This is a genomic window from Noviherbaspirillum saxi (assembly GCF_003591035.1).
Classification (GTDB): domain Bacteria; phylum Pseudomonadota; class Gammaproteobacteria; order Burkholderiales; family Burkholderiaceae_D; genus Noviherbaspirillum; species Noviherbaspirillum saxi.
The window spans coordinates 2,762,071-2,785,755 of record NZ_QYUO01000001.1; the positions used below are offsets into that span (position 1 = coordinate 2,762,071).

General features: G+C 60.9%; 22 protein-coding genes. 11 read left to right on the forward strand and 11 right to left on the reverse strand.

What is annotated here, in order from left to right; genetic code table 11:
• The first annotated feature begins 65 nt into the window (after window positions 1-65).
• From D3871_RS13060 to hutI, 10 genes are all read left to right on the forward strand, one after another.
• Window positions 66-1,214 (forward strand): ABC transporter substrate-binding protein, encoded by a 1,149-nt coding sequence (locus tag D3871_RS13060; protein WP_119769286.1) that lies wholly within the window; start codon window positions 66-68, stop codon window positions 1,212-1,214.
• Between the two features lie 169 nt (window positions 1,215-1,383).
• A complete protein-coding gene (locus D3871_RS13065; protein WP_119769287.1) occupies window positions 1,384-2,247 on the forward strand; it encodes a branched-chain amino acid ABC transporter permease in 864 nt (287 codons plus the stop codon).
• Between the two features lie 10 nt (window positions 2,248-2,257).
• A complete protein-coding gene (locus D3871_RS13070; protein ID WP_233575596.1) occupies window positions 2,258-3,109 on the forward strand; it encodes a branched-chain amino acid ABC transporter permease in 852 nt (283 codons plus the stop codon).
• Window positions 3,106-3,903, forward strand: coding sequence for an ABC transporter ATP-binding protein (locus tag D3871_RS13075; RefSeq protein WP_119769288.1), 798 nt, complete (start codon window positions 3,106-3,108; stop codon window positions 3,901-3,903). Before D3871_RS13070 ends, D3871_RS13075 begins: the two co-directional genes overlap by 4 nt.
• On the forward strand, window positions 3,896-4,600 hold the full coding sequence (locus D3871_RS13080) for an ABC transporter ATP-binding protein (RefSeq protein WP_119769289.1): 705 nt from the start codon (window positions 3,896-3,898) through the stop codon (window positions 4,598-4,600). Before D3871_RS13075 ends, D3871_RS13080 begins: the two co-directional genes overlap by 8 nt.
• Window positions 4,601-4,614: 14 nt before the next feature.
• On the forward strand, window positions 4,615-6,333 hold the full coding sequence (gene hutU / locus D3871_RS13085; RefSeq protein WP_119769290.1) for a urocanate hydratase: 1,719 nt from the start codon (window positions 4,615-4,617) through the stop codon (window positions 6,331-6,333).
• A 456-nt stretch (window positions 6,334-6,789) separates the two neighbouring features.
• The gene (gene hutH, locus D3871_RS13090) at window positions 6,790-8,328 is read left to right on the forward strand and encodes a histidine ammonia-lyase (RefSeq protein WP_119769291.1); all 1,539 of its coding nucleotides are present in this window, start codon (window positions 6,790-6,792) and stop codon (window positions 8,326-8,328) included.
• A gap of 9 nt (window positions 8,329-8,337) precedes the next feature.
• Window positions 8,338-9,300: a formimidoylglutamase gene (hutG, locus tag D3871_RS13095; protein WP_119769292.1), complete on the forward strand. Its 963-nt coding sequence runs from the start codon at window positions 8,338-8,340 to the stop codon at window positions 9,298-9,300.
• Window positions 9,301-9,306: 6 nt separating this feature from the next.
• Complete coding sequence (locus tag D3871_RS13100) at window positions 9,307-9,912, forward strand: HutD/Ves family protein (RefSeq protein WP_119769293.1); 606 nt, start codon at window positions 9,307-9,309, stop codon at window positions 9,910-9,912.
• A complete protein-coding gene (hutI, locus tag D3871_RS13105; RefSeq protein WP_119769294.1) occupies window positions 9,896-11,170 on the forward strand; it encodes an imidazolonepropionase in 1,275 nt (424 codons plus the stop codon). Before D3871_RS13100 ends, hutI begins: the two co-directional genes overlap by 17 nt.
• A 200-nt stretch (window positions 11,171-11,370) precedes the next feature.
• Here hutI and D3871_RS13110 read toward each other — a convergent pair whose 3' ends face one another.
• From D3871_RS13110 to msbA, 4 genes are all read right to left on the reverse strand, one after another.
• Window positions 11,371-11,661 (reverse strand): endonuclease domain-containing protein, encoded by a 291-nt coding sequence (locus tag D3871_RS13110; RefSeq protein WP_199724766.1) that lies wholly within the window; start codon window positions 11,659-11,661, stop codon window positions 11,371-11,373.
• Window positions 11,662-11,968: 307 nt separating this feature from the next.
• The gene (waaF, locus tag D3871_RS13115; RefSeq protein ID WP_233575597.1) at window positions 11,969-13,015 is read right to left on the reverse strand and encodes a lipopolysaccharide heptosyltransferase II; all 1,047 of its coding nucleotides are present in this window, start codon (window positions 13,013-13,015) and stop codon (window positions 11,969-11,971) included.
• Window positions 13,012-13,593, reverse strand: coding sequence for a peroxidase-related enzyme (locus D3871_RS13120; RefSeq protein WP_119769296.1), 582 nt, complete (start codon window positions 13,591-13,593; stop codon window positions 13,012-13,014). Before D3871_RS13120 ends, waaF begins: the two co-directional genes overlap by 4 nt.
• A complete protein-coding gene (gene msbA, locus D3871_RS13125; protein ID WP_119769297.1) occupies window positions 13,590-15,329 on the reverse strand; it encodes a lipid A export permease/ATP-binding protein MsbA in 1,740 nt (579 codons plus the stop codon). The genes D3871_RS13120 and msbA overlap by 4 nt, the downstream gene beginning before the upstream one ends.
• A 225-nt stretch (window positions 15,330-15,554) precedes the next feature.
• Between msbA and D3871_RS13130 the strand changes: the two genes are divergently transcribed.
• A complete protein-coding gene (locus D3871_RS13130; protein ID WP_119769298.1) occupies window positions 15,555-16,415 on the forward strand; it encodes a glycosyltransferase family 2 protein in 861 nt (286 codons plus the stop codon).
• 31 nt (window positions 16,416-16,446) lie between these two features.
• On the opposite strand, the gene D3871_RS13135 is transcribed toward D3871_RS13130, so the two are convergent.
• The 7 genes from D3871_RS13135 to D3871_RS13165 all read right to left on the reverse strand — a co-directional run bounded on the left by D3871_RS13135 (window position 16,447) and on the right by D3871_RS13165 (window position 23,648).
• Window positions 16,447-18,132, reverse strand: a complete 1,686-nt coding sequence (locus D3871_RS13135) for a DUF6311 domain-containing protein (RefSeq protein WP_119769299.1) — start codon at window positions 18,130-18,132, stop codon at window positions 16,447-16,449.
• Window positions 18,129-18,515, reverse strand: a complete 387-nt coding sequence (locus D3871_RS13140; protein ID WP_119769300.1) for a GtrA family protein — start codon at window positions 18,513-18,515, stop codon at window positions 18,129-18,131. The genes D3871_RS13135 and D3871_RS13140 overlap by 4 nt, the downstream gene beginning before the upstream one ends.
• Window positions 18,516-18,517: 2 nt before the next feature.
• On the reverse strand, window positions 18,518-19,249 hold the full coding sequence (locus D3871_RS13145; RefSeq protein WP_119769301.1) for a class I SAM-dependent methyltransferase: 732 nt from the start codon (window positions 19,247-19,249) through the stop codon (window positions 18,518-18,520).
• Entirely contained in the window at window positions 19,239-20,210 is a 972-nt protein-coding gene (locus D3871_RS13150; protein ID WP_119769302.1) for a glycosyltransferase family 2 protein, read from the reverse strand. Before D3871_RS13150 ends, D3871_RS13145 begins: the two co-directional genes overlap by 11 nt.
• Before the next feature lie 143 nt (window positions 20,211-20,353).
• Entirely contained in the window at window positions 20,354-21,346 is a 993-nt protein-coding gene (locus D3871_RS13155) for an acyltransferase family protein (protein WP_119769303.1), read from the reverse strand.
• A 24-nt stretch (window positions 21,347-21,370) separates the two neighbouring features.
• Entirely contained in the window at window positions 21,371-22,825 is a 1,455-nt protein-coding gene (locus tag D3871_RS13160) for a class I SAM-dependent methyltransferase (RefSeq protein ID WP_119769304.1), read from the reverse strand.
• A 121-nt stretch (window positions 22,826-22,946) separates the two neighbouring features.
• The gene (locus D3871_RS13165) at window positions 22,947-23,648 is read right to left on the reverse strand and encodes a pirin family protein (RefSeq protein WP_119769305.1); all 702 of its coding nucleotides are present in this window, start codon (window positions 23,646-23,648) and stop codon (window positions 22,947-22,949) included.
• Window positions 23,649-23,685 lie beyond the last annotated feature (37 nt).

A 23,685-nucleotide genomic window follows, 5' to 3' on the forward strand; every position in this document is an offset into this window, starting at 1 on the left:
CGAGAGTGCCGGCATCAGTGGCAAACCCGGTATATGCAGATATCAGTATCCTGAGGAGACAATCAATGATTAAGTTTCAACGTAAGCAATTACTTACTGCCGTGCTGGCAAGCCTGGCATTTTCGGCACCAGCATTTGCCGATCTCAAGATCGGATTCAATGTTCCTTTGACCGGCTTTGCCGCTGCCGACGGCAAGTCCGCACTCGAAGGTGCAAAACTGGCCGTTGCACAAGCCAATGCCAAGGGCGGCGTCGCCGGCCAAAAGCTTGAACTGGTGATTTACGATGACCAGGCATCGCCAAAAGAAGCCGTTCCGGTCGCCACCAAACTGGTGGAAAAAGACAAGGTTGTGGGTGCGGTGTCCGGTTCCTATTCCGGTTCGACCCGTGCGGCAGCAGGCATTTTCCAGCAAGGAAAAGTGCCTTACGTCGTCGCCTACGCCATCCATCCCGAGATCACGCTGACCGGCGACTACATGTTCCGCACCGCCGCGATGGGCGAAGTACAGGGGCGTGCCGGCTCGATGCTGGCGCACAATCTGGGCAAGAAGCGCGTCGCTGTCATCACGCTGAAGAACGACTTCGGGCAGGCACTGGCCGCCGGCTTCAAGGAAGGCGCCGCCAAGTTCGGCCTGCAGATCGTCAATGAATACGAATACGGCATGCAAGACCGCCAGTTCGGCGCGCTGGTCTCGAAGGTGAAGTCGGACAACCCCGACATCATTTATGCATCCGGTTATTTCTTTACCGCTGGCCCGCTGGTCAGCCAGTTGCGCGCGGCTGGCGTGACAGCGCCGATCATCGGCCAGGAAGGCTATGACTCGGACAAGTTCATTGAAATCGCCGGCGCCGCGGCCGAAGGCACTTACCTGACCACTTCACTGGACCGCGATTCGGATTCGCCAGCGACCAAGAGCTTCATGGCCGAGTTCCGCAAGGCAACCGGTGTGAATGCCGATATGGTGGCCGCCGGGACGTACACCGCCACCAGCGTGCTGATCGAAGGTCTGCAAAAGACCGGCGGCAAAGGCGGCGATGCACTGAAGAATGCCCTGGCTGCAGGCACGTTCGAGACGCCGATCGGCAAGCTCGCGTTCAACGATTTGCATGAAGTGAAGAAGGATGTACAAGTGCAGATCGTGAAGGACAAGGCATTCCGCCGGCATTCGGTGATTTCGGGTCCGTTGCTGTCGCCGCCGAGCAAGGCGAAGTAAGAAAGCATTGCCGTCGCTGCACGGTTCCCTCCCCCTCAGAGGGCTGATCATTACCCATAAGTTGGCAAGACCTAGAGTTCCTTCCCCCTCGTAGGGGGAAGGAGTTGGCCGGTAAAGCATTAATCACCGTCTACCACCCGTCTTACCTTATTCACACCAAGGAATCATCATGCTCTTCCTCGAGCTGATCGCACAAGGCCTGGTCCAGGGCAGCATCTACGCGCTGGTGGCGCTGGGGCTGACACTGGTCTATGGCTTGCTGCGCATCCTGCATGTCGCACATGCAGCACTATTTACTCTCGGCGGTTATCTCGGCGTCATGGTGACCAATGCCACCGGCAGTCTGTCGCTGGCATTCGTCATCGCCATGGTCGCCGCCGGCCTCACCGGTGTTGCGATGTACCGCCTCTGCTACGAGCCGATGCTCAAGCAACCGCCCTTCGTCGCACTGATCGCGTCGATCGGCCTGTATATCGCCTTCGAAGAAATCTTCCGTATCGTGTTCGGCGCATCCGGCCTGTCCTACATGGCCCCGCCGCTACAGCAACAGGTCGAACTGTTCGGCGGCCTGCAATTCAAGCAGGCGGAACTGATGGTGATGGCCGGTACCGCGGCCATCATTGCGGTCCTCGCCTACCTGCAGACGCGCACGCGAATCGGCGTTGCCTGCCAGGCTACGGTCTCCGATCCGCAAATGGCGCAGTCGTTCGGCATCAAGCTGCAACAGGTACGCGACATCAACTTCTTCGTCGGTTCCGCACTCGCGGGCTTCGCCGGCGTCTGGGTCGCATTGCTGAACAACCTGGTCGAACCGACGATGGGCAGCGTGCCTTCCTACAAGGGTCTGGCGATCATCGTGCTCGGCGGCATGGGCTCGGTGCGCGGCACGCTGATGGCCGCGCTAGTGCTGGGCGTGGTCGAATCCTTCGGCACCATCTACCTCGGCAAGCTGCTCGACCGTAACGCGATTGCCTTCGCTTTCCTGATCGTGGTGCTGATGTTGCGCCCGCAGGGTTTGTTTGCACGGAGCTGAAAGGACAGCCATGGAATACGAAATTTCTCTCCTGACGTCGATGTGCATCAGCGTGCTGTTCGCATTGTCGCTCAACCTGATCACCGGCTTCTGCGGCCAGATCAGCCTTGGTCATGCGGCTTTCCTCGGCATTGGCGCCTATCTCTCTGCGCTGCTGTGCAAGGCCGGAATACCGTTCCTCGCCACGCTGCCGCTGGCCATGCTGCTGGCCGGCTGCATCGGCGTGGTGGTCGGCCTCGCCAGCCTGCGGGTGCGCGCCGACTTCCTCGCGATCACCACCATGGGCGTCGGTTTCCTGTTCGTCGGCATAGTGCGCCAGCAGGATTGGCTGGGCGGCGAAATGGGCGTGTCGGCGATTCCCGATTCCGGCTTGTCGAAGATGGGCTTCATGCTGTTGACGCTGGCGCTGTGCATCGCCACCGCGCTGCTGTGCCTGTATATCCGCAAATCCTGGATGGGCCGCGTGTTCAACGGCGTCGCCGAAGATGAAGACACGATGCGCGTGCTCGGCATCGACGTGCCGCGCTACAAGCTGGCCGCGTTCGCGATCGGCACTGCGCTGGCTGGACTGGCCGGCGGCCTGTATGCGCAGCACCTGAAGTTCATCGGTCCCGACAGCTTCGGCTTTGTCGAATCGATCACCGTGCTGTCGATGGTGGTGGTCGGCGGCATCGGTTCCGTAACTGGTGTTGCGATCGGTGCGGCGGTGCTGAGCGCCCTGCCCGCCTGGTTCCAGTTCATCGGTGATTACAAGCTGCTGGTGTATGGCGGCCTGCTGTTCCTGATGATGCGTTTCTCGCCGGGCGGCATGGCGGCGCTGGTCACGCGCATGATAGGCGCGGCCAAGGGAGGACGAGCATGAATCCACTATTGAAAGTCGACGGCGTCACCGTGCGTTTCGGCGGACTGACCGCGATCGATAATGTGTCCTTCGAGGTACACCAGGGCGAACTGCTGGGCTTGATCGGTCCCAACGGGGCCGGCAAGACCACGATGCTGCGATCGATCACCGGCGTGGTCCGCGTGACCGAAGGCAAGGTCGAGCTTGCAGGCGAGGACATCAACGCACTGCCGACGCACAAGCGCATCCAGAAAGGGCTGTCGCTGTCGCAGCAACTGGTCCGTCCGTTCCGCGAGATCTCGGTACTCGACAACGTGGCGCTGGCCGCCGGCGCGCAATACACGCGCTCGCCGCTGAAGGCGCTGATGCATGTCTCGCAAGACAAGGAAGAAACCATCGGCCGCGAACTGCTCCAGCGCGTCGGCATTGAAGCGTACGCCGACCAGAAGCCCGGCATTCAGCCGCTAGGCATCCTGAAGCGTCTCGAAGTCGCACGCGCGCTGGCGTTGAACCCCAAACTGCTGCTGCTCGACGAACCGCTGGCCGGCCTCAATTCGAAAGAGGCTCATGCACTGGCAAGCACCATCGCCGACATCAATCGCCAGGGCGTGACGATCGTGCTGATCGAACACAACCTAGGCGAAGTCATGCGTATCTGCCAGCGCCTGGTGGTACTCGACAATGGCCGCAAGATCGCCAGCGGCGATCCGCGTGCGGTGATGAACGATCCGGTCGTGCGCAGCGCGTATCTGGGCGGCGACACCTTGTCGGCGCAGCATGCCGAACCCACCGCTGCAGGAGGCATCCATGCTTGAACTGAACAATCTTTCCTGCGGCTATGGCGTGTTCCATGCAGTCGGCGATTTGTCGCTGTCCTTGCAGCCGGGCACCATCACCGGACTGCTTGGCGCGAACGGTGCGGGTAAATCGTCGACGCTGATGTGCATCGCCGGCCATGTCACCTTGCAAGGCGGCAGCATCCGTTTCGACGGCCATGACATCAGCACGCTGCCACCGCATGAACGGGTCAAGCGCGGCATCGCGATTTCGCCGGAAGGCCGCCGCCTGTTCAAGGACCTGACGGTGGAAGACAACCTGCGTGTCGGCGGCCTGATCCAGCCGGCCAGTCATTTTGCGAAAGACCGCGACTATGTGATCGGCCTGTTTCCGCGCCTTGGCGAACGCCTGACTTCGCTGGCCGGCAACCTGTCCGGCGGCGAACAGCAGATGCTGGCGATCGGCCGCGCACTGATGACGCGCCCCAGGCTGATCATGATCGACGAACTCTCGCTCGGCCTGATGCCCAAGGTCATCGACCTTTGCTATGCCGCGCTCAAGCAGTTGCAGGCAGATGGCATGACGATTTTGCTGGTGGAACAAAACACGGAGCGCGTGCTGTCGGTCGCGCAGGACGTGTGCGTGCTGGAATCCGGCCGCACCGTCTGGCAAGGCAAGGCGGCCGACGCCCGCAACAACCATGAACTCACGGAAGCCTACCTCGGCTTGCAATAATGGAAGGAAGACAAATGAATACCGTTAACGACAACATCGAACTGAACAATGACCCGCGCTGGGATGCAAGCCGCGAAATCCGTGCGCCGCGCGGCAGCGAAAAAACCTGCAAGAGCTGGCTGACCGAAGCCGCCTACCGCATGCTGCAAAACAACCTCGACCCGGAAGTCGCCGAAAACCCGAAGCATCTCGTGGTGTACGGCGGCATCGGCCGCGCCGCGCGCAACTGGGAATGCTTCGACAAGATCCTGGAAACGCTGCGCGACCTGAACGACGACGAAACCCTGCTGGTGCAATCGGGCAAACCGGTCGGCGTATTCCAGACCCATGCCGATGCGCCGCGCGTGCTGATCGCCAATTCCAACCTGGTGCCGAAATGGGGCAACTGGGAACACTTCAACGAACTCGACCGCAAGGGCTTGTTCATGTACGGCCAGATGACTGCCGGCAGCTGGATCTATATCGGCAGCCAGGGCATCGTGCAAGGCACTTATGAGACCTTCGTCGAAGCCGGCCGCCAGCATTACAACGACGACTGGGCCGGCCGCTGGATCCTGACCGCTGGCCTGGGCGGCATGGGCGGCGCACAACCGCTGGCCGCAACCCTGGCCGGCGCGGTGTCGCTCAACATCGAATGCCAGCAAAGCAGCATCGACTTCCGTCTGCGCACCCGCTATGTCGACAAGCAGGCCAAGGACATCGACGATGCGCTGGCGCTGATCAAGCACCACACCGAACGCAAGGAAGCGGTATCGATCGCTCTGCTCGGCAACGCCGCCGAGATCCTGCCGGAACTGGTCAAGCGCGCAAAAGCCGGCGGCATCAAGCCCGACCTCGTCACCGACCAGACTTCCGCGCACGACCTGATCAACGGCTACCTGCCGATCGGCTGGACCGTCGCGCAATGGAAAGCCGCGCAGCAAGACCATGGCCAGCAGGCGCAGTTGACCGCCGACGCAGCGAAATCCTGCGCGGTGCATGTGCAAGCGATGCTCGACTTCCACGCGATGGGCATTCCGACCGTCGACTATGGCAACAATATCCGCCAGGTCGCATTCGATACCGGTGTAAAAAATGCTTTCGATTTCCCAGGCTTCGTCCCCGCATACATCCGTCCCCTGTTCTGCGAAGGCAAGGGCCCGTTCCGCTGGGCCGCCTTGTCCGGCGATCCGGAAGACATCTACAAGACCGATGCCAAGATCAAGGAACTGTTCCCGAACAACAAGCACGTGCACCAATGGCTGGATATGGCGCGCGACCGCATCGCCTTCCAGGGCTTGCCCGCGCGTATCTGCTGGCTGGGCCTGGGCGAACGCCACATCGCCGGCCTCGCCTTCAATGAAATGGTAAAGAGCGGCGAACTCAAGGCCCCGATCGTGATCGGCCGCGACCACCTCGACACCGGCTCAGTCGCCAGCCCGAACCGCGAAACGGAAAGCATGAAGGACGGCACCGATGCGGTGTCCGACTGGCCGCTGCTCAACGCACTGCTCAACACCGCAGGCGGCGCAACCTGGGTATCGCTGCACCATGGCGGCGGCGTCGGCATGGGATATTCACAACACTCCGGCATGGTGATTGTTGCCGACGGTACGGATGCGGCTGCAAAACGTCTGGCACGGGTACTGGTCAATGACAGCGGCTCGGGTGTGATGCGTCACGCGGATGCCGGGTATGAAAGCGCGGCGGAGTGCGCGAAGCGTAATGGGTTGAAGTTGCCGATGGTGAAGTAGTAGTAAGCGGAGGGTTTGAGCGCCCCCTTCCGATCTTCCCCGAAGGGGAAGGAGCCGCCCCCGACTCCGCCAGCGCATAGAGGCTGTAGCTGTTCCCCCTCTGCCGACGCCAAAAGAGCGCTGACTCAAGCGGATAAAGAAGCGCAGTTGTCTGAGCCGCAGGCGAGTTCTGCGCTTCCCGCTTGAGTCAGCGCTCTTTTGGGAACCCGAAGGGCGGCGGCAGTGGGGTCGCCTTTCTTTGCTTACTTTCTTTGGCGAAGCAAAGAAAGTGAGTGGCCCGCCGGGGCCAGTCCCGGCTAGCATCCACGAAGAACAAACCGCACTGAATCACCGAAGAGCAAGTCAAAAGAAAAGATATAAGCTGAGCTACACCAACCGACATCGACAATTCAAGCGCATCACCCCCACCCTAACCCTCCCCCTACAAGGGCGAGGGAACCGGACAGAGAAGACACCATGAGCAAACTTACAATAGAACCTGGACAACTCACTCTCAACCACCTGCGCCAAATCTGGCGCGGCAACGTCACGCTAACCCTGGCCCCCACCGCCTACACCGCCATCAACACCTCCGCCGCCACGATCCACAAAATCGTCGAACGCGGCGCCCCCGCCTACGGCATCAACACCGGCTTCGGCAAGCTCGCCAAAACCCACATCCCCAACGAGCAACTGGAAGAACTGCAACGCAACCTCATCCTCTCGCACTCGGTAGGCACCGGCGAACTGATCGAAGACAACGTCGCCCGCCTCATCCTCGCCACCAAGATCGGCAGCCTGTCACGCGGCTACTCCGGCATCCGCGCCTCGGTGATCGACACCATGATCGCCCACTTCAACGCCGGCATCATGCCCTGCATCCCCAGCAAGGGATCGGTCGGCGCCTCCGGCGACCTGGCACCGCTGTCGCACATGACGCTCGCACTGATGGGTGAAGGCAATGTCCGCGTCGACGGCAAGATCACACCGGCCAAGGAAGCGCTGGCCGCCGCCGGCATCACACCGGTCATACTGGCCGCCAAGGAGGGCCTGGCACTGATCAACGGCACCCAGGTATCGACCGCACTGACCCTCAACGGCCTGTTCCTCGCCGAACGCATGCTGGAAGCCGCCACCGTCGCCGGCGCACTGTCGGTCGATGCGGCAAAGGGCAGCGACGCGCCCTTCGATCCGCGCGTGCATAGCGTGCGCGGCCAGCCAGGGCAGATCGCGGTTGCGAAGATTTATCGCGAACTGCTCAAGGGCAGCGAGATCCGTCGCTCGCATCTGGAAAACGATGAACGCGTGCAAGACCCGTACAGCCTGCGCTGCCAGCCGCAAGTCATGGGCGCCTGCATCGACCTGATCGGCAATGCGGCACGCACGCTGTTGATCGAAGCCAACGCTGTCACCGACAATCCGCTGGTGTACGCAGAAGAAGGCGACGTGATTTCCGGCGGCAATTTCCACGCGGAGCCAGTCGCATTCGCCGCCGATACGCTGGCGCTGGCGATCGCCGAAATCGGCGCGCTGTCCGAGCGCCGCATCGCGCTGCTGATCGATGCCACGCTGTCGGGCCTGCCGCCTTTCCTGGTCGCGTCGTCCGGCCTCAATTCCGGCTTCATGATCGCGCACGTGACCGCGGCCGCGCTCGCTTCCGAAAACAAGTCGCATGCGCATCCGGCCAGCGTCGACAGCCTGCCGACGTCAGCCAACCAGGAAGACCATGTCAGCATGGCGACCTTCGCCGGCCGCCGCCTGCACGAGATGGCGCACAATACCGCGACCATCATCGGCATTGAACTGCTGGCTGCGGCACAAGGCGTCGATTTCCATCGCCCGCTCGCAACCTCGCCGCTGCTGGCCGATGTGCACCAGCGCCTGCGTCAGCGCGTAGACTTCTATGACAAGGACCGCCTGTTCGCACCTGACATCGAAGCGGCGAAGCAACTGGTGTTGCGCGGCGATCTGGGCGCGACCTGCCAGCCGCTGTTTGAAGAACTTTACGCCGCTTGAGGAGGCAACATGCATGAACCCGCCGACATGACGCGCTGGCAAGGCCGCATCGATGCCGAGGAAGGCGCGGCCGGCAAACGCTGGCATCAGGTAGTGCAGCCGCTGGCGCCGGACCGCACCGGTCCTGCCGGCCAGGGCGTTGCCCTGCTCGGCTTCGCCTGCGATGCCGGTGTTGCACGCAATCATGGCCGCACCGGCGCCAAGGCCGGCCCGGCCGCCATTCGCCGCGTGCTGGCCAATATGCCGGTACGGCGCTGCACTGCCATCGCCGATGCGGGCGATGTGCAATGCGACGACGATGCGCTGGAGCCGGCGCAGCAAGCGCTGTCCGATGCGATCACGGCTCTGCTGCAACGCGGTTACCTGCCGCTGGTGATGGGCGGCGGCCATGAGATCGCCTTCGGCTCCTTCGGCGGACTGGCCCAGCATGTTGCATCGGTGGAAAACATGCCGCGCATCGGCGTGATCAATCTCGATGCGCACTTCGATTTGCGCATGGCCGAACGCGCCAGTTCCGGCACGCCGTTCCGGCAAATCGCCGAAGACTGCGCGCGCCGCGGCTGGCCCTTCAAATACTGCTGTCTCGGCATCAGCGACTTTGCCAATACCCAGGCCTTGTTCGACCGCGCACGGCAATTCGGCGTGCGCTGGCTGCTCGACGAAGAAATGCATATCGGCCGGCTGGAGCAGGTGCAGACGATGGTCGCCGCGTTCCTTGAAGAAGTCGACCATGTCTATCTGACCATTTGCCTCGATGTCTTGCCCGCAGCCCAGGCACCGGGCGTGAGCGCGCCGGCGGCGCGTGGCGTACCATTGGAAGTCGTCGAACCGGTGGTGGACCTCGTGGCAAACAGCGGCAAGCTGCGACTTGCCGATGTCGCCGAACTCAATCCCGGTTACGACATCGATCACCGTACCGCCCGCGTCGCCGCACGGCTGCTGACACGGATTGCCGAGCGCGCGGGCCATTGAGGCCATATGCAGAAATTTACGCCGGAACAGTTTGTAACCATGCCCTGGAAGAATGGTGGCGGCAGCTCGACCCAGATCGCGGTGTATCCGCCCGGAGCAAACCATTCAGGCTTCGAATGGCGGATCAGCACCGCCCGGGTTGAAAGCGCCGGACCGTTTTCGCTGTTCGCCGGCTTCGACCGTTCGCTTGCCATCGTGGAAGGCAATGGCATCGCGCTCGCCATAGACAGTCTGCACGCAACCATCCTGAGCGCCGATACCAGGCCGTTCGCCTTTCGCGGCGAACAGCAGGTGCATGCTTCGCTGCTCGATGGCCCAGTAGTTGATCTGAACATTTTTACCCGCCGCAGCAGCTGGACGCATACTCTGGAAAAACTGGAATTCAGCGGCACGCTGCAATGCGGAATGCAGGCCGACCTCATCTTCATCTATAACGCGCGCGGTGCCGGCGTCCATTGCCGCACCTTGGCCGGCCGCGAACTTGACTGCGGCAGCGGCGAGGCGGTGCTGATCGACAGCAGCGACGGCGATCATGTCGCACTGTCGGCACCGACGACGGCTACGTTGTACATCGCGCGCCTGACCGAAAAACACCATGCCGACAACCAATAAACAAACACTTTCCTGGGACAGCTTGTGGACCAACGTCCACCTGGCCACGCTCGCCGATGGCGACAGCTATGGCGAGATACCCGACGCCGCGATCGCGGTACGCGATGGCCGCATCGCCTGGCTCGGACCACGCGCCGAACTGCCGGCCGGCCACGACAGCAAGGTCGAATACGATGGCGCGGGTTGCTGGCTGACGCCCGGCCTGGTCGATTGCCATACGCATATCGTCTACGCCGGCAATCGCAGCGCGGAGTTCGAAGCAAGGCTCAATGGCGCAAGCTATGAAGACATTGCCCGCAGCGGCGGCGGCATCATGTCGACCGTGCGCGCGACCCGGGCCGCAACCGAACAAGCTTTGTACGACGCCAGTGTGCCGCGTGTGCGCGCCTTGCTGGCCGAAGGCGTCACCACGCTGGAAATCAAATCCGGTTACGGGCTGGACTTTGCGACAGAAGCCAAGATGCTCAGGGTCGCGCGCCGCATCGGCGTCGACCTGCCGGTGCACGTGAGCACCACTTTCCTGGGCGCGCATGCCTTGCCGCCCGAATACGCCGATGCGCCGGAGCGCTACCTCGATAGCGTGTGCGACCAGATGCTGCCGGCACTGGCCGCCGAAGGCTTAGTCGACGCGGTCGATGCCTTTTGCGAAAAGATAGGCTTCAGTGCGGCGCAAACCGAACGCGTGTTCCAGGCGGCGCAACGCCATGGCTTGCCGGTCAAGCTGCATGCGGAGCAATTGTCCGATCAGGGCGGCGCCGCACTCACTGCCCGTTATCGCGGCTTGTCCGCCGATCATCTGGAATACCTGTCGCAGTCAGGCATCGATGCCATGGCGGAGGCCGGCACGGTGGCGGTACTGCTGCCAGGCGCATTCTATTTTTTGCGCGAAACCATGCTTCCGCCGCTGGCCGCATTGCGCACCGCGCGCGTACCGATCGCGCTATCCACCGATTGCAATCCCGGCACCTCGCCAATGACGTCGCTGCTGCTGGTAATGAACATGGCTTGCACCCTGTTTCGCATGACGCCGCTGGAAGCATTGGCTGGCGTCACCAACAATGCGGCGGCGGCGCTTGGCCTGCAGCATGAAATCGGCTCGCTGGCAGTCGGAAAACGCGCCGATTTTGCGCTCTGGGCAATCGACCGCCCCGGCGACCTGGCGTATGGCATAGGCGGCAACCCTTGCCGCTGGGTGGTCAATGCTGGACGGCGGCGTGGTCGTGATGCGATCGCCGCAGATCGGCAATCAGGCGCGTGAGTTTTTCTCAGCGCGGCGGTTCGTTTTACGACGGGTGGACGGGCTTTAGGAATTGGCGAGCGCCCTCACCCCCAGCCCCTCTCCCGCTCGCGGGAGAGGGGAGTTTGATGCGAAATTTTGGCTAAGGTGATGACTTCCGGACTCCCTCTCCCGCAAGCGGGAGAGGGCTGGGGTGAGGGTGCCTGCCAAACCACCCACCATCAAACCAGCGCCGAATAAATCACCTCCAGCACCGCCTCAGTCTCGCTCAATACCTCATTATTCCAAAAGCGCAATACACGAATCCCCCGATTTTCCAGCCATGCATCGCGTGTCTGATCATAGACCAGCGCCTCGCCATGCTGACCGCCATCCAGCTCGACCGCCAGACGCTTGTCGTCGCAATAAAAATCGAGGATATAGCGGCCGACCGGATGTTGCCGCCGAAACTTGGCGCTGGCAAGGCGGCGGTTGCGCAGCAGTTGCCACATCAAGGCTTCCGCATCGGTCATGTTGCGTCGCATCTGTCGGGAGAAGGTTCGCAGATCCTCGGGTAGACGTGCTGGGTGGTGTGGGCTTGGGGTTTCCAATAAATTTATCGATATAGGTTTTTACGTTGAGCTGTCTTGACTACCACCCTCACCCCTCTCCCGCTGAGGTTTACCCACAAATCAGCGTTGTGTTTTTCTCCCTTCTCCCGTAGGCGGGAGAAGGGTTGGGGATGAGGGTGATTGCCAAGTCAAGTTACCGTTGCAGGCACCCTCACCCCCAGCCCCTCTCCCGCCAGCGGGAGAGGGGTAATATTCCATACAGCGTGCACTAGTCTTTTTGCATCATCCTGCTCACCGGTTGCCACACCATCTCCGGCGTAATCTCCCGCATGCAGCGATGATGCCCAAGCGGACATTCGCGCTGTTTGCAGGGCGCGCATTCCAGCGTCAAGTACAGCGATTCGGCCACATCGGAAAACGGCGGCGCGTGCAGCGGATCGGTGGGGCCATAGATCGCGACGATGGGACGGTTGAGCGCCGAGGCGATATGCAACAAGCCGGAATCATTGCTGACCATCGCATCGGCCCGCGCAATCAACGCCACCGCTTCATCCAGCGCAGTCACCCCGGCCAGATTGAACAGGCCCGGCGCCTGCGCAAGAATTTCATCACAGACTTCCTTATCCTTGCCCGAACCCATCAATGCAATCTGCACCTGCGGACGGTCCTGCATGATGCGCATCGCCAGTTGCGCGAAATGCGCAGCCGGCCAGCGCTTGGCCGTACCAAATTCGGCGCCGGGTGCAAACAGGACCAGCGGCCGGTCGACACGCAAGCCGGCCCGCGACACCACTTCCTGCATGCGTTCGTCGGAAACGTAAAGAGCCGGTCGCGGCAGCGCGGAGGGCGCCGGCACATCGGCACGCGGCATGTCGGCGAGCGCCGCATAAAACGACACCATCGGACGCTGCGCATCGCGATTGTCGTGATGCATCACATTCAGCAAGCCATACCGCATCTCACCCTTGTAGCCGACCCGTTTCGGAATACCGGCCAGCCAGGGAATCAATGCAAACTTCAGTGTATTCGGCAACACATAGGCATCCGCATAGCCACGCTGCTTGAGCATGCGCGCATATTCGCGCCGTTCGCGCAATTGCAGCGCGCCATGCCGGAACGGCGCTTCCAGCACGGTATCGACTTCGCGCATTGCGCGCCATACCGGCGCCACCCATTTCGGCGCCAGCACATCGATAGGCCGCTGCGGATGCTGGTCCTTGAGCACGCGCAGCAGCGGCTGGGCCATCACCGCATCGCCGATCCAGTTGGGTGAAATCACCAGCGTACGGGCCACATCTTGGAGCGGGACGGTCATTTGCGCGGCACGCGGCCCATCAGGAAGAATTCTTCGTTCGGCCGCATCGAGATCACATTCGCCATGCGGTTGGACAAGCCGAAGAAGGCGGTGATCGCCGCAATGTCCCAGATGTCTTCGTCATCGAAGCCATGAGCGCGCAGGGCTGCATAGTCATCGTCATTCACCGCTTGCGAATCGAGGCAGACTTTGATCGCAAAATCCAGCATCGCCTTCTGGCGCGGTGCGATATCGGCCTTGAGATGATTGACTGCAACCTGGTCGGCGACCAGCGGCTGCTTGGCATAGATGCGCAGTAAGGCCCCATGCGCAACCACACAGTACAGGCAATTGTTCTTGGCACTGGTGGCGGTGACGATCATTTCGCGGTCGGCCTTGCTGAGGCTGCCGGTTTCCTTGAGCATCAATGCATCGTGATAGGCAAAGAAGGCGCGGAATTCCGCAGGCCGGTGAGCGAGCGTGATGAAGACATTCGGCACGAAGCCGGCTTTTTCCTGCACCGCCAGAATCGTCGTGCGTATATCCTCCGGCAAGTCTTTCAGTTCGGGAACGGGAAAGCGGGATATGGCTTGGCTCATGATGCGATTTCCTTTGCAAATTGCAGGTGGTAGAGGTTGGCATACACGCCATTCTTTTCCAGCAGCCCGGCGTGGGTGCCGCTTTCAACAATATGTCCGCCGACCAGCACCACGATGCGGTCCGCGCGTTCGATGGTGGACAGGCGGTGCGCAATGACCAGCGTGGTGCGGCCCTGCATCAGTTCATCGAGCGCAGCCTGCACCGCGCGTTCGGATTCGGTATCGAGCGCCGAGGTGGCTTCGTCCAGAATCAGGAGTGGCGCATCCTTGTAGATGGCGCGGGCAATCGCCAGGCGCTGGCGCTGGCCGCCCGACAACCGGCTGCCGTTGTCGCCTATCATCGTATCCAGCCCCTCCGGCAGCCGGGCCACGACATCGCTCAGGTGCGCGGCGCGCACCGCTGCCTCGATGCGTGCACGATCGGGCGCCACATCGCCGTAGGCGATGTTGGAAGCCAGCGTGTCATCGAACAGTACAACGTTCTGGCTGACCATCGCAATCTGCGCGCGCAGACTGTCGAGCGCGATCGATCCGATAGGCTCGCCGTCGAGGCGGATTTCGCCAGCGCTGGCGCGATGGAATTCCGGCACCAGGTTGACCAGCGTGGACTTGCCCCCGCCCGACATGCCGACAAAGGCCACGGTTTCACCGGGTTGCACGCTCAGGTTGATGCCAGCTAGCGCCGATTGCGACTGACCCGGATAGATAAAGCCGACATCGACAAAATCCAGACGGCCCTTGGCGCGGGCGGCGAGCTTCTTGCCGCCGGTGCGTTCGGGATGGGCATCGATCAGATTGAACACCGCCTCGGCTGCCGCCAGTCCGCGCTGCAGCGGACCATTGACCTCGGCCACGCGCTTGAGCGGCGCCAGCAGCATCAGCATCGCCGTGATGAAGGAGACGAAGCCGCCGACCGTGGTCTGGTTCTGGCTCGACTGGATCAAGGCGATCACGATGACCACCGCGACGGCAGTCGCAGCCATCACCTGGGTGATCGGCACGGTCGCCGCATAGGTGCTGGCCATGCGCATCGAATAGCGGCGCAGCTTGCTGGCACGGCGTTCAAAGCGGTCTTGTTCATAACGGCTGCCGCCGAAAATCTTGATCACCTGGTTGGCGCGGGTCGTCTCTTCGATGACCTGGGTCAGTTCATTGTTGACCTCCTGGAATTCGCGCGTCAGCCGGCGCAGCCGCTTGCCGGTCTGCCGCACCACCACTGCGGTCAGCGGCAACAGCACCAGCGCGATGATGGTGAGCCGCCAGTTCAGCCAGATCAGATAGCCCATCAGTCCAACCACCGTCAACGCATCGCGGATCGCCGAGGTCAATACATTGCGGATCATGTCGACGATCTGCTGTACTTCAAACATCATCGAGTTGATGATTTTGCCGACAGAGTTGGTCGTGTAATAACTCGCCGGTACATCGAGCATGCGCGCGAACATCTGCCCGCGCAACAGGCTCAGCAGTTGCGTGGTAATCCAGGTCATCAGGTAACTGGTGGCAAAGGTGGAGATGCCGCGCAGTACGAAAATGCCGACAATGGCGACCGGAACCAGCCAGAGCTGGAACGTCGGCTGGCCGCCGAAACCCTTGTCGAGCAAGACCTTCAGCACGGCGGGAAACATCGGCTCGGTGGCGGCGGTGATAATCATGCCGATGAACGCCAGCAGCAGGCGCCCCTTGTACGGCCCTACCATGCGAAACAGCCGTATCAGGTTTGGGGGCAAATTCATAAATCAGCTCGGTGCCCGGACGCGTACGCCGTCATGCCGACGACGCGCCTCCGGAAGGTGAATAAGGGAAACCCGGGAGGTCCCGGGTCGCTGGCCGTAGATTATAGAGGAAGCGATGGCCGGCAACAGTGCCTACATGCTCGGACAGCCCGGTCCGGTATACTGCGTCCCGGCCCGGTGTTGCCTGCCGGGATAAACGCAATCCATCCTTGCCAATCAGTCATCATGCTCATTTCGGTCATTGTCACCACCTATAACCGCCCCGATGCGCTCGCGGCGGTGGTCCATGCCCTGCTGGCCCAGACCGACCCGGATTTCGAGGTCATCATCGCGGATGACGGCTCGAAGCAGCAGACACGCAATGCGCTGCAGGCATTTGCGGCAGTGCCGCATGGGCCCGGCCTGCGGCGGCTGGTCCATGCTTGGCAGCCGGATGACGGTTTCCGGGCATCGGCTGCCCGCAACCTCGGCGTATTCGCAGCCAGGGGCGATTATCTGGTATTCCTGGATGGCGACTGCATACCCCGGCCGGATTACGTCGCGCGTCACCGCCTGCTAGCCGAGCGCGGCTTCATGGTGTCGGGCAGCCGGGTATTGCTGTCCGAACAATTCACCGGCGAACTCCTGTCCGGGGCTGCGACCACACCGGCGCACCGGCGCGGTTTCGCTTACTGGCTGATGCAACGCCTGACCGGCAAGACCAACAAGGTCGTCCCGCTGCTGCATTTTCCCGATACGCCGATGCGCCATTACCGCGCCGTCAAGTGGAACCGCATCAAGAGCTGCAATCTGGCGATCTGGCGGGACGACTACGCGGCGGTCGATGGCTTCGATGAAAGCTTCGTCGGCTGGGGCCATGAAGACGCCGACCTGGTATTGCGCCTGGCGCGTCATGGCGTACGGCGCAAGGGCGGCGCTTTTTCGACTGAAGTCTTTCACCTCTGGCATCGAGAGAATACGCGTGCCACCGAATCCGAAAACCGCAAGCGGGTGGAAGAACGCATGAAGACCGGCGTTACCCTGGCCGAGGTCGGTCTGTCCGCGCATCCGAAGGCGGAGGATAAGCTCATTACGATAGTTGAATGACGCCGGCTTGTCGTATTGACGATTCGATAATCTACTGTGTTTTCTCGTTCAAGAAGCGCGGCGCCAGCACCCGATATCCATCCGTAGTTGCGGCATAATCCACGCTATCTCGCTGTCGCTGCGCCACTTCCCACAACTCGTCATTCTCGAACACGTACAAGGTATCCGCACTCAGCTTGCCGGTCCGAACCGCTTGTTCCACCTGCTGGCGTGCCTGGGTTTGCCTTGCCTCGCTCACCCTGGCGAAATAGCCGACATTGATCGTCATACCGTTACTTCCCACAAAATACGCCAGTTGCACATAACCCTTGGGGGCGTTGTACGGCAGCACATACACGACGTGTCTGTACTTCCGTGCGAACTCATTCCATATCGGCGACTGCAGCTCGGCGGCGCGCGCCGGGGCGTGGCCGAATTTGTCGCGGAAGAAGCGGAAGGCATCGTTGGTATCCGCCAGTTGCACGCATAGCAAGCCGAGCGACAGCAGCAATGCGGGCCGTTTCGGCAAGCGGGTAAAGATGGCAACCAGTACGCCGAGATACAACAGGTAATACGCCAGCCAGGCCATCCTGCCGGTCGCACGAAAGGTCGCGGCAATTCCGGCAAGCGGCGCCGGCAATGCATACGAAAACCACTCCGTGCCGCCCAATGCCACCTGGTTCGATACCGCATAGACGAGCAGCGCGACGGCGATCAGCAGCAAAGGAAACCATTGGTACGAAGTCCTGTTTCTGTGCGACCCGCGCAAGTAAAGAACCAGGGCCACCGGCGTCAATAACAACATGCCCAGTCCGGGAAACGCAAAACCTTCGTAGTCGCCGTCGGTCTGCGGCAAATTGGGCGCCAGACGCGACCAGATTTCTTCCGGGTCGAATACCGACAACAGATTCATCCGGTAGAGCACGGTTGCACTGCCCTTCAGCCCTTCACCTTCGATCATGAAATAGCCGGCCGCCCACATCACGAGCAACACGCCCGCGCCTCCCGCGGCGAGCGACAGGACAGCCCGAACCATGCCGATTTCCTTGCGAACCAGCTTTTGCAGGAGGTCGGCGGCCCAGATCGCGCCTGCCAGCAATAACAGATAGGCATGCACCAGCGCAGCCGCCGACAGGAGCAGCAGCCATCGCGTGAATGAAAATGATCTGGAAAAATACAGGCACAAGCCCGCAATCAATATCCATTGCCCGCATAGCGCATAGTGTCCATACAAGCGCCAGAGAAAAACCGGCGCAACGGCAAAAAATGCACAGCCGACCACGCGCAGCCAGCGGTCTTCGGTAAAGCGCGCGAGCAGTCTGCCGGCAAATACCGCCTGCAATACAAAGCACAGCAGCAGCCATAAGCCTATGTATTGAAAGGTCGCAGGCAGCAGCGCGGCAAAGGGCTTGAACAACAGCGCAAGCAACGGTATCGAATCGCTGAATACCACCGAACTGCCGATCTCGGCGCCATATGCCGGATTGGCTCCCAAGGGCCATTGCAGCAATGGCGTACTACGGAAAAAATGCCAGCCCAGAAAAAACGTCGCCGGATCCTGTTGCCATAGCCAGTCGATATACTTTGGCCTGAGCAGGCGCCCGCCCGTGCTCAGCAGAAACGCGGCAATGCCGACCAGAACAGCCAATGCGGTATCGAACCAATCCGTCGTCCGGCCTTCCCGTTCCGCATGAAACGGAGCCGCCTCGAACGCGGCGCCTTGTGAAAATCGCTTCATCGGTAGGTCCACCTGCTATGCAATACGAAGGTGACCGGCGGGACCACCATCACGACAGCCGCGATGCCGATCCAATATGACCATCCGTAAGCGTCAGCCAGGCCGGACACTCCCATCGCCAGCAGACAGCCGGCGAGCGCCACCATGCAAAACCGATAGAAGCTGCGCGAGCGGAAACTACTGGAAAAACTCCAGCGGGTATTGATGAGGTAAGACGCGACCGTTGCGGTGACAAAGGCGATGCCGTTGGCATAGGCCGGATTGGGCCACAGGAAACGGATCACCGAAGCGGCGACCAGTACATGCAATCCCGTCACCAGCACACCGGAGACGAAAAAGCGCTGCGCCTGCCGCCATCGAAGGCCTGGTATCTGCCGGCTCATCGTCACGCGTGGCTGAGGACGGTAAGCACCGACACGCCGAACGGAAGGCTTAAACGCGGCAGCAGGAAACGTTCAGCGCCGAATACCGTGCGAAACGCATGATTGACTGCGGCAGGTGGCACCGCCGTGCCAGCCGGCGCACCGCGCGTCAGGCGCTCCTTGATGCGTAGTGCAGCAGCGAGCGGAAACAGCAGGGTATTGAAATAGGAAAGCCGCTCCACCGTGAAGCCGGCCTGCAGCGCCTTGGCTTTCAGTTCGGAGGCGGTATACCGGCGCTTGTGATGCAGGGCTTCGTCATGCCGACTCCATAGCCACTGATAGGCGGGCACGGTAATGACGGCCCGCCCGTCGGGCCCAAGCAGCGTCTTGATCGCGGACAGCGTTTGACGGTCGTCATCGATATGCTCAAGCACGTCGAACAGGCACACCAGATCGAATTGTTGTCCGGCGAAGGGAATGTTTGCGGGACAGCTGCCGGCGCGAATATCGACACGGCCGGCGCTCTTGGATTGCGCGATGCCGCGCGCGACCTCGTCCATTTCCATTGCGCTGACCCGGCCAAGACCGGACAGCATCTCCAGATTGCCGCCGGTGCCGCACCCGAGTTCCAGGATGGCCGGATTCGGCGGCAACGGGAGCGTGTCGAGCAACGCCGACAAAATTGTGCGGCGGGCGGCGAACCACCAGTGCCGCTCTTCCGTCTCGGCCATCTCCAGATAGGCTTCAGGACTCATCGGGCGTACCGTGTTCGCGGCGGACCAGATAGGTGGGCCGCTGCTTGGTTTCGAGATAGATGCGTCCGATGTATTCGCCGAGCAGGCCTACGCTGATCAGCTGCAAACTGCCGAAGAACAGGATGGCGACCAGCAGCGATGCATAGCCGGGCAAGTCTATGCCATGGATCAGCGTGCGCGTGATGATGAAAAGCGCATAGGCCACCGTGAGCAAAGCGCCGATGCCGCCGACATAAGTCCAGATGCGCAGTGGCGCGGTACTGAAACTGGTGATGCCTTCAAGTGCGAAATTCCATAATTTCCAGCCCGAGAACTTGGTCTCGCCGGCCATGCGCGGTTTGCGGACGTAATCGACCACGACGGTCTTGTAACCTATCCAGGCGAACAAGCCTTTCATGAAGCGCTGACGTTCGGGCAGGCTCTTGAGCGCATCGACGGCGACGCGATCCATCAATCTGAAATCGCCGACGTTGTGCGGAATCTTTACGCTGGAAAGTCGGTTATGAAAACTGTAAAACATTTCCGCCGTCTTGCGCTTGAGGAAGGAATCGGTGCCACGGTCGGCGCGCCGGGCCAGCACCACTTCCGCGCCCTTGCGCCATTCGTCGATCAGTACCGGAATCAGTTCAGGCGGGTCCTGCAAATCGGAATCGATGGGAATCACCGCATTGCCGCGGGCGAAATCGATACCCGCAGTCAGTGCCGCTTCCTTGCCGAAATTGCGGGTCAGTTCAACCACGCGAAAACGCGGATCCCGTGTTGACAATGCGACCAGTTGCGACAGCGTACTGTCCTTGCTTCCATCGTCGACACAGACGATTTCAAACCGGACATCGGCGATGCCCTCCATCACGGCGAGAATCGCCTCCCGAAAATATTCGATGCCTTCCGCCTCGTTGTAAAACGGCGCCACGATGGAGATCAGCGGCGTGGTCGTTGGCTCGGTTGCGGTTGTGGTCATGATGGAAAGGACTAGTCTGTCAAGCAGCGGTGGCGCGTCATCTTACCCGATTATGGACGGAGATTCGGCCGTGACCATGGATTGGCCGGCAAACGGGATGATATGCCGGCACCGGCTTCCACCATGCTGCCAATAGCACAATATCAGGCCGAATAGGAGGCCGGCTGGGGCGATGCCCGCTTCACCCTCAAGCGCCGCCGCAATCGCAATACCGGTCGCTCGACCAGTCCTTGCGTCAGCGCCGCGATCAACAGGCTGGCCAGCAGGTACAAGGACATGCCCACCATCCCTGAGGGTTGGCCGATGCCTGTCCATTGCACCAGGAAATGATTCAGAAACACGCCATACGACAAATCGCCAAGCCGGTCATCCAGCCAGTGCTGCGGCAGCCGGCCGAGCAGATACAGCGCCGGCAATCCGATCGCCATGCCGAGCAGGGTTTCGCGGTTGTAAAGGAGCGGCAATCGTTCATAAGTACCCAGGATGAACCATGCAAGTGCCGCTATCGCGATGCCGCCGATCACGATAGATACGGCGCGTCCGCCGCCACGCACTTCATACAGCGCAGATCCTATTAAAAAGAAAACCAGTACGCCAGGCAGCAGACGGTAACCAAAGGTATCGGTATTGAGCATGCCCCATGCCGCCATGCCGAATACGACAAGGCCGACGGCGAAAGTGAGCAATCGCAGCCGCCATAACAGCAAGAAGGGAATCAGCAGATAAAACTGGATTTCCGCACCGAGCGACCATGCCGGCGGCACCAGCGTGAACTGGTCGCTGCCGTTGAACATGAAATAATTCAACGGAACGACCACCAGGTTATTGAAGAGATCGTGCCAGTTGGGTGCGTGCTGCAGGAAATCGGTACGACCTCCGCTCAAGGCGAACCATGACAAGGTCAGCGCAGCAATCACCAGATACTGCGGAAACAGCCTCAGTGCGCGATCGAGATAAAAGGCCGGCACCCGCGGCAGGCTGGCGTAATGCGAACGCAGCAGCCCGGTCATGACATATCCCGAAATCAGGTAGAAACACACGACCGCCACGACGCCGGGGTTGAGCCCGGAGATGGCAACGCCGGCATGGCTGAGCGCAACCAACAATGCCAGCAAGAGACGAAAGGTGCCAAGCATCGGAACGTATCGGTATCAAGCAGCTCAGGCGGCCGGCGTTGTCGACGGCAATGCTGCCGGTTGCGCGGGCTCGGGCAACGCGGCGGTTTGCATCGATTCTGCGGTTTCTGCCCTTGCTGCCGGCAATGCATGGTTTTTCCAGCCGAGTATTGCAAAATCCTGCGGGCCATAGAACAGATGGTTGAGGCGGCGCGCCAGATCGGTATCTTCGTGAATGCGCTGATCTTCGGCAAACGGATGCAGGCGCAGGATTTCGGCATGAGCGAAGCCGCGCTGGCGCGCGAGGAATTCGATCACGGTCGGCACCAGCGGATGCTGGTGAGTCGGGTCGTAATAAAAATTGCAAGAACCGACGATGACGTTTTCCGGGTTGGGCGTTTCAAAAATGATCAGGCCGTCCGGCCTCAATGCGCGCAATGCCGCATCGAACAACGCGACCATCGTGCCGAACGGCAGATGTTCAATGATATGGAAGCCCGTCACGGCGGCAAGGCTGCCTTCCCGCTGGCGTCGCAGCCAGGCGATCGCGTCGTCGCATTCGGCTTGCAAACCCATGTCCTGGCATACCTTGACCATCGCATGGTTGAGATCGACTCCGGTGGCGGCGATGCCTTGCTGCCTCAGCAGGTCCAGCCATTCGCCACGGCCGCAACCGATATCGACGACACGCGCATCCGCTTGGCCGGCAAATGCGGTGACATAAGGCAGGTAGACGCGCAAACGGTTCTGGATATCGTCATGCGTGCCGCGGAATTTGTCTTCGAAGGCAACGTAAAAGCTTTCCATGTCGAAGGCGGAGGCTTCATTGGCGGCGCTGTCGACTTGCGGCGAGGCTACCGCCGGTGGAGAAGCCTGAGCGGCGTTCTGCATCGCAAACTGTTCGAACAGGCGCACTTCGCGGATCAATGCAGCGATACGGTTTTCAAGTTCCGCATTCCCCGAGCGTATCGTTGGCAGGACGGTAGGAATAATAGTCGACGGAAAGGCCGCGACAGTTGCTTCAACCTGCGCCAGGCGCATGTCAAGTTGCTGCAAGCGCTGGCCGACTTGCGCGTCAAGTGCGTGCAATTGACCTTCGAGCGCTCGCTGCTGGCTTTCCAGCATGCCGATCTGGTTGCGTGCATCCTGAAGCTGGTGCTCGGCGCTGAGGATCTGGCTGTCGAATATGACGAAGCGGTTTTCAATGCCGAGTGCGTCATAGCGGTCAATGCGCTTGGTGAAATGCTGGAGATGCGCTTCTTGCACGACACTCAAATGTTTGAGTTCTTCTGCGGTCCGGGCATGGATGGCGCGAATATGCACAATGGACGATACCCAGTTGAGCACTGGCCCGACCACCGGCAAGCGCCGGAGGCGCTGTCGAAGAGTCTGGGAAGCTTGCTGAAAATCGGATTGCTGAGGAGACGGCATGGCTATGAAAAGAGGCGAGGCAAGGAGGTGATGCGCGAGCGGTCCGGCAACAGGTCCGGCTGGCGCCATCAAAGGCTGCAAGTATAAAGGAAGTCGTCAGCCATGCTCTTCAAGTAAAGCAAGTACTTGCCATACAGACATGTCCGCGCGTACATCGCCGGGCTTGTATGCCCGGCAATACAGGTACCCATTACGCGGGCAAATCAAAGACAAGTACCTCGGCCGCACAGCCTTTCTCCAAAGTAATGTGCGTTTCATCGACCGCTTTGAGCGCATCGCCTGCACGCAGCACCGTGCCATTGACAGTCAGTTCACCGCGCGCCACGTGAATATAGGTGCGGCGGCCTGCGGCAAGCTTCAGCACCGCACTTTCATTGCCGTCGAACAGGCCGGCATAGACACTGGCATCCTGATGGATCGTAACCGAACCGTCGCGCGCATCCGAGCTGGCGATCAGGCAAAGCTGGCCGCGCTTGGCCGATTCGTCAAAGCGTTTTTCCTCGTAGCCGGGTGCGATGCCGAACTGGTTGGGCTCGATCCAGATTTGCAGGAAATGGGTGCGCCGGTCCTTCGCATGATTGAATTCCGAATGCATGATGCCGCGGCCGGCGCTCATGCGCTGCACATCGCCGGGGCGGATGACGCTTCCGTTTCCCATGTTGTCTTTATGCGCCAGTTCGCCATCGAGCACATAACTGATGATTTCCATATCGCGATGCCCGTGCGCGCCGAAACCGGCGCCGCCATCGACCCGGTCTTCGTTGATGACGCGCAGCGGCCCAAATCCCATATGCCTGGGATCGTAGTAATCGGCAAACGAAAAGCTGTGATACGAATCCAGCCATCCATGGTTTGCGTGACCCCGCTCTTCGCTTCGGCGCAGTTCGATCATGTTGCGTCCTTTCTGGAATGAATGCCGGTAGTGGGCA

Coding starts and splice junctions, on each gene's coding strand:
- D3871_RS13065 (WP_119769287.1), top strand. CDS start 1,384: ATGCTCTTCCTCGAGCTGATCGCACAAGGCCTGGTCCAGGGCAGCATC.
- D3871_RS13135 (WP_119769299.1), bottom strand. CDS start 18,132: ATGAAGCGATTTTCACAAGGCGCCGCGTTCGAGGCGGCTCCGTTTCAT.
- msbA (WP_119769297.1), bottom strand. CDS start 15,329: ATGAATTTGCCCCCAAACCTGATACGGCTGTTTCGCATGGTAGGGCCG.
- hutH (WP_119769291.1), top strand. CDS start 6,790: ATGAGCAAACTTACAATAGAACCTGGACAACTCACTCTCAACCACCTG.
- waaF (WP_233575597.1), bottom strand. CDS start 13,015: ATGACCGTCCCGCTCCAAGATGTGGCCCGTACGCTGGTGATTTCACCC.
- D3871_RS13075 (WP_119769288.1), top strand. CDS start 3,106: ATGAATCCACTATTGAAAGTCGACGGCGTCACCGTGCGTTTCGGCGGA.
- hutI (WP_119769294.1), top strand. CDS start 9,896: ATGCCGACAACCAATAAACAAACACTTTCCTGGGACAGCTTGTGGACC.
- hutU (WP_119769290.1), top strand. CDS start 4,615: ATGAATACCGTTAACGACAACATCGAACTGAACAATGACCCGCGCTGG.
- hutG (WP_119769292.1), top strand. CDS start 8,338: ATGCATGAACCCGCCGACATGACGCGCTGGCAAGGCCGCATCGATGCC.
- D3871_RS13060 (WP_119769286.1), top strand. CDS start 66: ATGATTAAGTTTCAACGTAAGCAATTACTTACTGCCGTGCTGGCAAGC.
- D3871_RS13070 (WP_233575596.1), top strand. CDS start 2,258: ATGGAATACGAAATTTCTCTCCTGACGTCGATGTGCATCAGCGTGCTG.
- D3871_RS13130 (WP_119769298.1), top strand. CDS start 15,555: ATGCTCATTTCGGTCATTGTCACCACCTATAACCGCCCCGATGCGCTC.
- D3871_RS13165 (WP_119769305.1), bottom strand. CDS start 23,648: ATGATCGAACTGCGCCGAAGCGAAGAGCGGGGTCACGCAAACCATGGA.
- D3871_RS13150 (WP_119769302.1), bottom strand. CDS start 20,210: ATGACCACAACCGCAACCGAGCCAACGACCACGCCGCTGATCTCCATC.
- D3871_RS13110 (WP_199724766.1), bottom strand. CDS start 11,661: ATGACCGATGCGGAAGCCTTGATGTGGCAACTGCTGCGCAACCGCCGC.
- D3871_RS13145 (WP_119769301.1), bottom strand. CDS start 19,249: ATGAGTCCTGAAGCCTATCTGGAGATGGCCGAGACGGAAGAGCGGCAC.
- D3871_RS13155 (WP_119769303.1), bottom strand. CDS start 21,346: ATGCTTGGCACCTTTCGTCTCTTGCTGGCATTGTTGGTTGCGCTCAGC.
- D3871_RS13160 (WP_119769304.1), bottom strand. CDS start 22,825: ATGGCGCCAGCCGGACCTGTTGCCGGACCGCTCGCGCATCACCTCCTT.
- D3871_RS13120 (WP_119769296.1), bottom strand. CDS start 13,593: ATGAGCCAAGCCATATCCCGCTTTCCCGTTCCCGAACTGAAAGACTTG.
- D3871_RS13140 (WP_119769300.1), bottom strand. CDS start 18,515: ATGAGCCGGCAGATACCAGGCCTTCGATGGCGGCAGGCGCAGCGCTTT.
- D3871_RS13080 (WP_119769289.1), top strand. CDS start 3,896: ATGCTTGAACTGAACAATCTTTCCTGCGGCTATGGCGTGTTCCATGCA.
- D3871_RS13100 (WP_119769293.1), top strand. CDS start 9,307: ATGCAGAAATTTACGCCGGAACAGTTTGTAACCATGCCCTGGAAGAAT.